Source organism: Streptomyces sp. PU-14G, assembly GCF_041028275.1.
Taxonomy (GTDB): domain Bacteria; phylum Actinomycetota; class Actinomycetes; order Streptomycetales; family Streptomycetaceae; genus Streptomyces.
In genome coordinates, this window is sequence record NZ_JASKYT010000325.1 from 1 (window position 1) to 6,943 (window position 6,943).

Here is a 6,943-nt window from a genome sequence, read left to right on the forward strand (position 1 = left end):
ATCGAAGGCCGGCGGCAGACCGCCGACCTTCGATCGCGAGGTCTACAAGGCCCGCAACGTGGTCGAACGCTGCTTCGGCCGTCTCAAGCAGTTCCGCGCGATCGCCACCCGCTTCGACAAACTCGCCGCCCGCTACAAGGCCGGAGTCCACCTCGCCGCACTCATCCTCTGGCTGCGCGAACCCGCCCAAGATCCTTTGTCAGACAGGCCCTAGTACTGCAACGGTGCTTGTGGTGACTGGTGGCCAGGTTGGTCGTTGGCCTGTTCATGGGTGGGGATCTTGCTGATGTCAGGTTGTGGGCGGGTGAACTGGACGCTGTGCATGAGCGGTTCGTGCATCGTTTCAGCAGGTCGGAGCCGCGTGAGTCGGCACTGGCCTATATGCGGGGCCTGATCGCTCCGCTGCAGCGGAAGAACGGCTGGACGCTGGCGGAGGAAGCCGGTCACGAAGGCCCGGACCGCATGCACCGGATGCTGAACCGGATCGAGTGGGACGCGGATGAGGTGCTCGACGACGTGCGTCAGTACGTGGTCGACAACCTCGGTGACCGGGACGCCGTCCTGGTCGTGGACGACACGGGCTTCCTGAAGAAGGGGAGGCGGTCGGCCGGAGTGCAGCGGCAGTACTCCGGAACCGCAGGGCGGACGGAGAACTGCCAGGTCGGCGTCTTCCTCGCCTATGCCACCGACCGCGGGCGGACACTGATCGACCGACGTCTGTATCTGCCCGCTTCCTGGACCGACGACCGGGAGAGGTGCCGCCGGGCCGGCATCGAGGACGGGGTCGCCTTCGAGACCAAGGTGGCCATGGCCAAGGCAATGGTCCGCCGCGCGGTCGCGGACAGGATCCCGTTCGGGTGGCTGACCGCGGATGCCGCCTACGGGTTCAGCAAGGGCTGGCGTTCGGAGCTGGAAGAGGCGGACGTCTTCCACGTCATGGCCACCACCCGGCACGACACCGTGGTCACCCGCTGGGCGATCGACCATCCCGTCCACGACCTGTTCAACGGCCTTGCCCGGCAGAAGTGGAAGCGTCGTTCTTGCGGCACCGGGGCTCACGGCCTGCGGATCTACGACTGGGCACGCGTCGAGGTGCGGCCCTGGCACCGACCCGACCGCCGCCACTGGGTCATCGCCCGCCGCAGCGTCGCCCGCCCGCAGGAGATCTCCTACTACATCGCCTACTGCCCCGCCCAGACCACCCTGGATGACCTGATCCGCATCGCGGGCAGCCGATGGGCCATCGAGGAATGCTTCCAGAGCGCCAAGCACGAATGCGGCCTGGACGACTACCAAGTCCGCCGCTATCCCGGCTGGCACCGCCACATGACCCTCGCCATGGCCGCCCACGCCTGCCTGACCGTCCTGCGAGCCCGCCAGCTGGATGCCGGGAAAGCAGAAACGGATCCTCCCAGCTCATCCACCTCAGCCTCGCCGAGATCAGACGCCTGATCACCCGCCTCACCGACCGGCGCCCCACCCCGGTCGACGACGTTCTGCACTGGTCACACTGGCGCCGACGACGCCAGCACCAAGCCCGCATCAGCCACTACAAACGACGCGGACACAGCCCCTGACCTGGCCACCAGCCACCGCAAGCACCGTTGCAGTACTAGGCCTGTGGAACGGCAACGGCGCCGTCCGCGTACTTGAACAGGACGCCGAGTGCTTCGCGTTGCTGCTGGAGCGTGCCGAGCCCGGCACCGAGCTGGGCCGTGCCGACCACCTGTCCGCCGAAGACCGCCTGCTGTCTGCCGCCCAGGTGCTACGCCTGCTCTGGTCCGCCGACGTGGCGCAGGCGGCCGAGCTGGGGATCGACCCGCTCGCGGACATCACCGCCAGGTGGGCCCGCCTGGCCGACCGGCAGGCCGCCAGGAAGTGGCCCGCCGAGCTGGATGCCGGCCTCTACCGGCTGGCGGCGCGGCTGTTTCGCGAACTGCCGGCCACCGCCGCCCGCACGGTGGTGCTGCACGGCGACTTCAACCCCGGCAACCTGCTGTCGGCCCGGCGCGTCCCGTGGCTGGCCATCGACGCCAAGCCGATGACGGGCGACCCCGCCTTCGACCCATGGCCACTGCTCGAACAGGTCGACGATCCGTTCACGCACCCCGATCCGCACCGCGTGCTGCACCACCGCACGGCCCTGCTCGCGGACGCCGTGGGCGAGGACGTCGACCGGGTCCGTGCCTGGGCGGTGGCGCGGCACGTCGAGTACGCGCTGTGGTCCGTGGACGAGGACGAAGACCTGCACCGCAGCGTCACCCTCATGCGGCAGGCCCGCGTCCTCGCGGACGTCGCCGCGCTGTGACGGGCCCGGCCGGGGCAGCGCCGCGCCCGCCAAGCGGTGCCCACGGCCCGGAAGCGGCACCCCTCACCCGGGGGCGTCCCCTCACCCGGGAGCGGCCCGTGTCACTCTCCCGTGCCGCCGCCCGCCAGTTCCACGACCACGTCGAGCTGGCCGACGTGCCGCGCGTACTCCTGGAGCAGGTGCAAGAGGATCCAGGCGAGGCTGGGGGTCTCCTCGGGTGTGGCGAAGCGGCCACCGACCGCCGCACGCCGGTCGAGCGCCGCATCCGCCGTCACCTGCCGGGAGCGGTCGCACTGCCGGGTGAACGCGTCGAGGACCTCCTGGACGCTCATGCCGTCGGGCACATACCAGCGGTCCGCGTCGGCATCCGGCTCCCGGTCGCCCCACGGGTCGGGGACCTGTTCGGCCCGGAAGCCCCAGTGCAACCAGCGCTGCTCGACGTACTGGAGGTGGCGGACCAACTCCAGCGGCGTCCAGCCCGAGGGGAGCCGGCTGGTGCGCAGCTGCTCCTCGGGGAGTTGGGCGGCCTTGCGGAGCAGGGCGTGGCGGTAGTAGTCGAGATAGCCCCCCAGCAGGGTGTGCGGGTCGGCCAAGGACGGGTCGGGCTCGCCCTCGGGAAGCGGGGGGACGCTCATGAGCGCAGCTCCAGCTGCGGGATGTCGTCGCGGCCGAGACCGAAGGTCTGGGAATACAGCGACAGTTCGGCCTCCACCGCGCGGACGATGGTGTCGGCCCGGCGGAAGCCGTGCCCCTCCCCTTCGAACGCCAGGTAGGCATGCGGGACGCCCCGGCCCTTGACCAGTTCCAGAAAGCGGTCGCACTGCACGGGCGGACAGATCACGTCGTCCAGCCCCTGCAACAGCACGAACGGCGCCGCGACCCGCTGCGCGCCGTTCACCGGGGAGCGCTCGCGATACCTGCCGGGGACCTGCGCCAAAGAGCCGACCAGGGACTCCAGGTACTGCGACTCGAAGTCGTGGGTCTCCCCCGTGGCCCACCCGGTCAGATCGAGGATGGGGTAGGAGATGGTGCCGCAGGCGTAGACGCCCTCCGCGAGCGGAGAGGTGAGGGAGGCGGCGCTGGTCCAGCCACCGGCGCTGCCGCCGCGGATCGCGAGCCGTGCGGCATCCGCGGTGCCCTCGTCGGCCAGGGTGCGGGCGACTGCGGCGCAGTCCTCGACGTCGACGACACCCCACTGTTCCCGCAGTCGGTTGCGGTACTCCCTGCCGTATCCCGTGGAGCCGCCGTAGTTGACCTCGGCGACACCGATGCCGCGCGAGGTGAAGTAGGCGATCTCCAGGTCGAGCACCAGGGGCGAGCGGCTGGTGGGACCGCCGTGCACCCACACCACGTACGGCGGCAGCTCGCCCTCGGGCGCGGTGCGCTCCGGGTGGTGCGGCGGGTAGAGGTGGGCGTGGATGTCCCGCCCGCCGGGGCCGGTGAACGTGCGGATCTGCGGCTCGGGGTAGTAGGCCGGGTCCACGTGGTCCTCGTGCCGGGCCGCCAGGACGACGGTGTGTCCCGTCCTGGTGTCCAGCTCCACGATCTCGTGGGAGATGCGCGGGCCGGCGGCGATGCCGACGACCCGGGAGTCGACGACGGCGAGCGAGGCCGCCCACTCGGTCCACGGCCCGGCCGCGTCGACGAGTTCCCCCGTCCGGGGGTCGAGCACACCGAGCCGCTGGGCGCCCTTTCCGTGCAGCGCGGCCACCAGCCCGCCGGACAGCGGCGCGAACCAGCGCTGGCCGATCTTCCACGACGCGCCGGCGAACTCCTCCTCGCGGGGGCACAGCGGCACCCGGGGAAGCGTCGGTCCCCGCCCCGGCTCGGCGGCTTCGGCCGCCTCGGCCGCTTCGACGTCCACCCGGGCCAGGTTCCACCAGCCGCTCGCGTCCGTGGCGATGAGCAGCGAGCCGTCGTGGTCGAACTCCACCTGGGCGACGGACTCCTCGGGGCCGCCGGCGACCGCGCGCGGGGTGCCGAGCGTGCCGTCGTCGGAAATCCGCGCGGTCATCACGCGGGTGCCGTCCCACGGCATCGCGGGGTGGTCCCAGGCGAGCCAGGCCACGCGGTGTCCTTGCGGCGCGAGGCGCGGGCCGGTCACGAACCGGTCGCCGTCTCCGGTCAGCTCCCGTACGCGGGTGCGGTCCTCGGCGGCCGATCCGTCGAGCGGGACCGCGGCCAGCAGCCGACGCAGCTCGGTGGGGGCTTCACCGGTGAACTCCTCCATGACGCACCACACTTCGCCCCTCTCGGGGAGCACGACGGGGTCGCACCAGCGCAGCCCCGAGTCCGTGAGGTCCGAGAGCGGAGTCAGCGGACGCGGCTCGGCATCCGGGGCGTCGGGCTCGAAGGCGTGGAGCCGCCCGTCGGCGAAGTGGGTGAAGACCACCAGCGGACCGCCCTGGGCACGCGGGGCACCGGCCCAGGGCAGACCGCCGTACTCGATGACGCGGTTGCGCACGTTCCACGGCGCCGGCAGCACGCTGGTGGCCGGCTGCCCGTCCGCGGCGCACCGCAGCAGGGCGCGGCGCCCGCCTTCCTCGGGGCGTGGCTCGGTCCACCACAGCTCCTCGCCGACGGAGCCGAGGAACTCGGGCCGCCCGTCGTGCGCGGCGACGGTCCGCGCGTCGATGGGTGAGGGCCAGGTGCCGTAGGGGGCTTGGGAGGTCATGGGTGGTCAGCCTCCTGACGGGACGGTCGTGTCGGGAACGGGCGGGTGGTCGGTGGACGCGTGCGCGGCGTCCTGGGTGGCCGGCGCGGGGCCCGGGGCGCCCGTGCCGAGCAGGGTGCGGTCGAGCACGCGGATGCCGAAGTGCAGTGCCTCGACGGGGACCCGCTCGTCCACACCGTGGAAGAGCGCCTGGTAGTCGAAGCCCTCGGGCAGCTTGAGCGGGGTGAAGCCGTACCCGACGATGCCGAGCCGGGAGAACTGCTTGGCGTCCGTGCCCCCTGACATGCAGTAGGGCACCGCGTGCGCACCCGGGTCGAAGTGCTCCAGCGCCTCGCTCATGGCGGCGAACAGCGGCGAGTCGACGGGGGCCTGGAGCGGAACCTCGCGGTGCTGGAACTCCCAGCGCACGTCGGGGCCGCTCAGCGCGTCCAGGGTGGTGTGGAACTCCTCCTCGGCGCCTGGGAGCATGCGCCCGTCCACTCGCGCGGTGGCCGTCCCGGGGATGACGTTGACCTTGTAACCGGCCTCCAGCACCGTCGGATTGGCGCTGTTGCGCACCGTGGGCTCGATGAGGGCCGCGGCCCGGCCGAGCTGGGTGAGCAGCGCGTCCACCTCCGCGTCCTTCGCGTCGGGGCCCAGCGGGCGCAGCCCGTGCAACGTGGCGAGGCGGGCGAGCGCGGCCCGCACGGTGGGGGTGAGCCGGACGGGCCACTCGTGCTCGCCGATGCGGTTGACCGCGGCCGCCAGCCGGCTGACGGCGTTGGCCCTGTTTACCTTGGAGCCGTGCCCCGCCCTTCCGTGGGCGGTCAGCTTCAGCCACGCCGTCCCGCGCTCCCCCGCCGCCACCGGGTAGAGGCGCATGCCGTCTCCGGCGTGGAAGGTGAAGGCGCCGGACTCGCTGATGCCTTCCGTGCAGCCCTCGAACAGCTCCGGGTGCTGTTCCACGAGGAAGTCCGAGCCGAACTCCGCGCTGTCCTCCTCGTCGGCGGTGAAGGCCAGCACGATGTCGCGGGGTGGCCGCACGCCCGCGCGGGCCCAGGCGCGCACCAGCGAGAGCGCCATCGCGTCGGCGTTCTTCATGTCGATGGCGCCGCGGCCCCACACCACGCCGTCCTTCACCTCTCCGGAGAAGGGGTGGACGCTCCAGTCGGCGGGTTCGGCCGGGACGACGTCGAGGTGGCCGTGGAGCAGCAGCGCGCCGGCCGAGGGGTCGGTGCCGGGGACGCGGGCGACGACGTTGGTGCGCCCCGCCTTCTTCTCCAGCAGCCGCGACTCGATCCCCGCGTCGGCGAGCTTGGCGGCGACGTACTCGGCGGCCTGCCGCTCGTCGCCCTCGCCGCCGCCGCGGTTGGTGGTGTCGATCCTGATCAGCTCGGAGGTGGCCGTCACCACCTCGTCGAAGACCTGGGCGTCCAGATGCCGGCCCGGGCCGGGCCGCTGCTCGCCCGCGCCGGGTGCCTTCCGTCCTGCCGGCTCAGCCATACTGCTCCTCCACCGCCGAGGAGACGACGGTCGTGACGGCCTTGAAGCACCGGATGGCCTCATAGGCGCTGGGTGAGGTGTAGGAGACCCGGCGCTCGGCGGTGCGTGCGACGCCGGGGACGACGGTGGCCGCACCGACGAGGTGCTCCGCGTCGAACTCGATCTCGATGGTGTGCGGTTCGGGCTCTGGGCTGGTGTGCCGGACGGCCAGGGGGGCGGCGCGGCGGGCCGCGTCCCGGATCTCGGCCGCCGTGCGTGCGGGCGGGCGGCAGACGGCGGCGTACCGCGAGACGTAGTCCTTGACGGCGACACCCTTGGCCTCGGGCGCGTAACCCTTGGCGTCCTCGACAGTGCGGTCATCGCCCGTCACCAGCACGATCGGCACGCCGTACTCCGCGGTGACCAGCGAGTTGAGATACCCCTCGCTCGCCCGCACGCCGTCGGCCCACACGCCGGTCAGCGAGTTGGCGAGGAGAGTG

General features: G+C 72.2%; 7 protein-coding genes. 3 read left to right on the plus strand and 4 right to left on the minus strand.

Features of this window, described 5'->3' with window-relative positions; all coding sequences use genetic code 11:
• The 3 genes from AB8Z75_RS27565 to AB8Z75_RS27575 all read left to right on the plus strand — a co-directional run.
• Nucleotides 1-214: transposase (locus tag AB8Z75_RS27565; RefSeq protein ID WP_369206615.1), on the plus strand; the 214-nt coding region annotated here is incomplete at its 5' end.
• Between the two features lie 53 nt (nucleotides 215-267).
• Nucleotides 268-1,452: an IS701 family transposase gene (locus AB8Z75_RS27570; protein WP_369206617.1), complete on the plus strand. Its 1,185-nt coding sequence runs from the start codon at nucleotides 268-270 to the stop codon at nucleotides 1,450-1,452.
• Nucleotides 1,385-2,308, plus strand: a complete 924-nt coding sequence (locus AB8Z75_RS27575; protein ID WP_369206619.1) for an aminoglycoside phosphotransferase family protein — start codon at nucleotides 1,385-1,387, stop codon at nucleotides 2,306-2,308. Before AB8Z75_RS27570 ends, AB8Z75_RS27575 begins: the two co-directional genes overlap by 68 nt.
• A gap of 101 nt (nucleotides 2,309-2,409) precedes the next feature.
• Here AB8Z75_RS27575 and AB8Z75_RS27580 read toward each other — a convergent pair whose 3' ends face one another.
• The 4 genes from AB8Z75_RS27580 to AB8Z75_RS27595 form a co-directional block, all read right to left on the minus strand.
• Entirely contained in the window at nucleotides 2,410-2,943 is a 534-nt protein-coding gene (locus tag AB8Z75_RS27580) for a DinB family protein (protein WP_369206621.1), read from the minus strand.
• A complete protein-coding gene (locus AB8Z75_RS27585) occupies nucleotides 2,940-4,982 on the minus strand; it encodes a S9 family peptidase (protein ID WP_369206623.1) in 2,043 nt (680 codons plus the stop codon). Before AB8Z75_RS27585 ends, AB8Z75_RS27580 begins: the two co-directional genes overlap by 4 nt.
• A 6-nt stretch (nucleotides 4,983-4,988) precedes the next feature.
• Nucleotides 4,989-6,464 (minus strand): M20/M25/M40 family metallo-hydrolase, encoded by a 1,476-nt coding sequence (locus AB8Z75_RS27590; protein ID WP_369206625.1) that lies wholly within the window; start codon nucleotides 6,462-6,464, stop codon nucleotides 4,989-4,991.
• Nucleotides 6,457-6,943, minus strand: a 487-nt coding sequence (locus AB8Z75_RS27595; RefSeq protein WP_369206627.1) for a M55 family metallopeptidase, incomplete at its 5' end; no start/stop codon positions are given. The genes AB8Z75_RS27590 and AB8Z75_RS27595, both read right to left, overlap by 8 nt.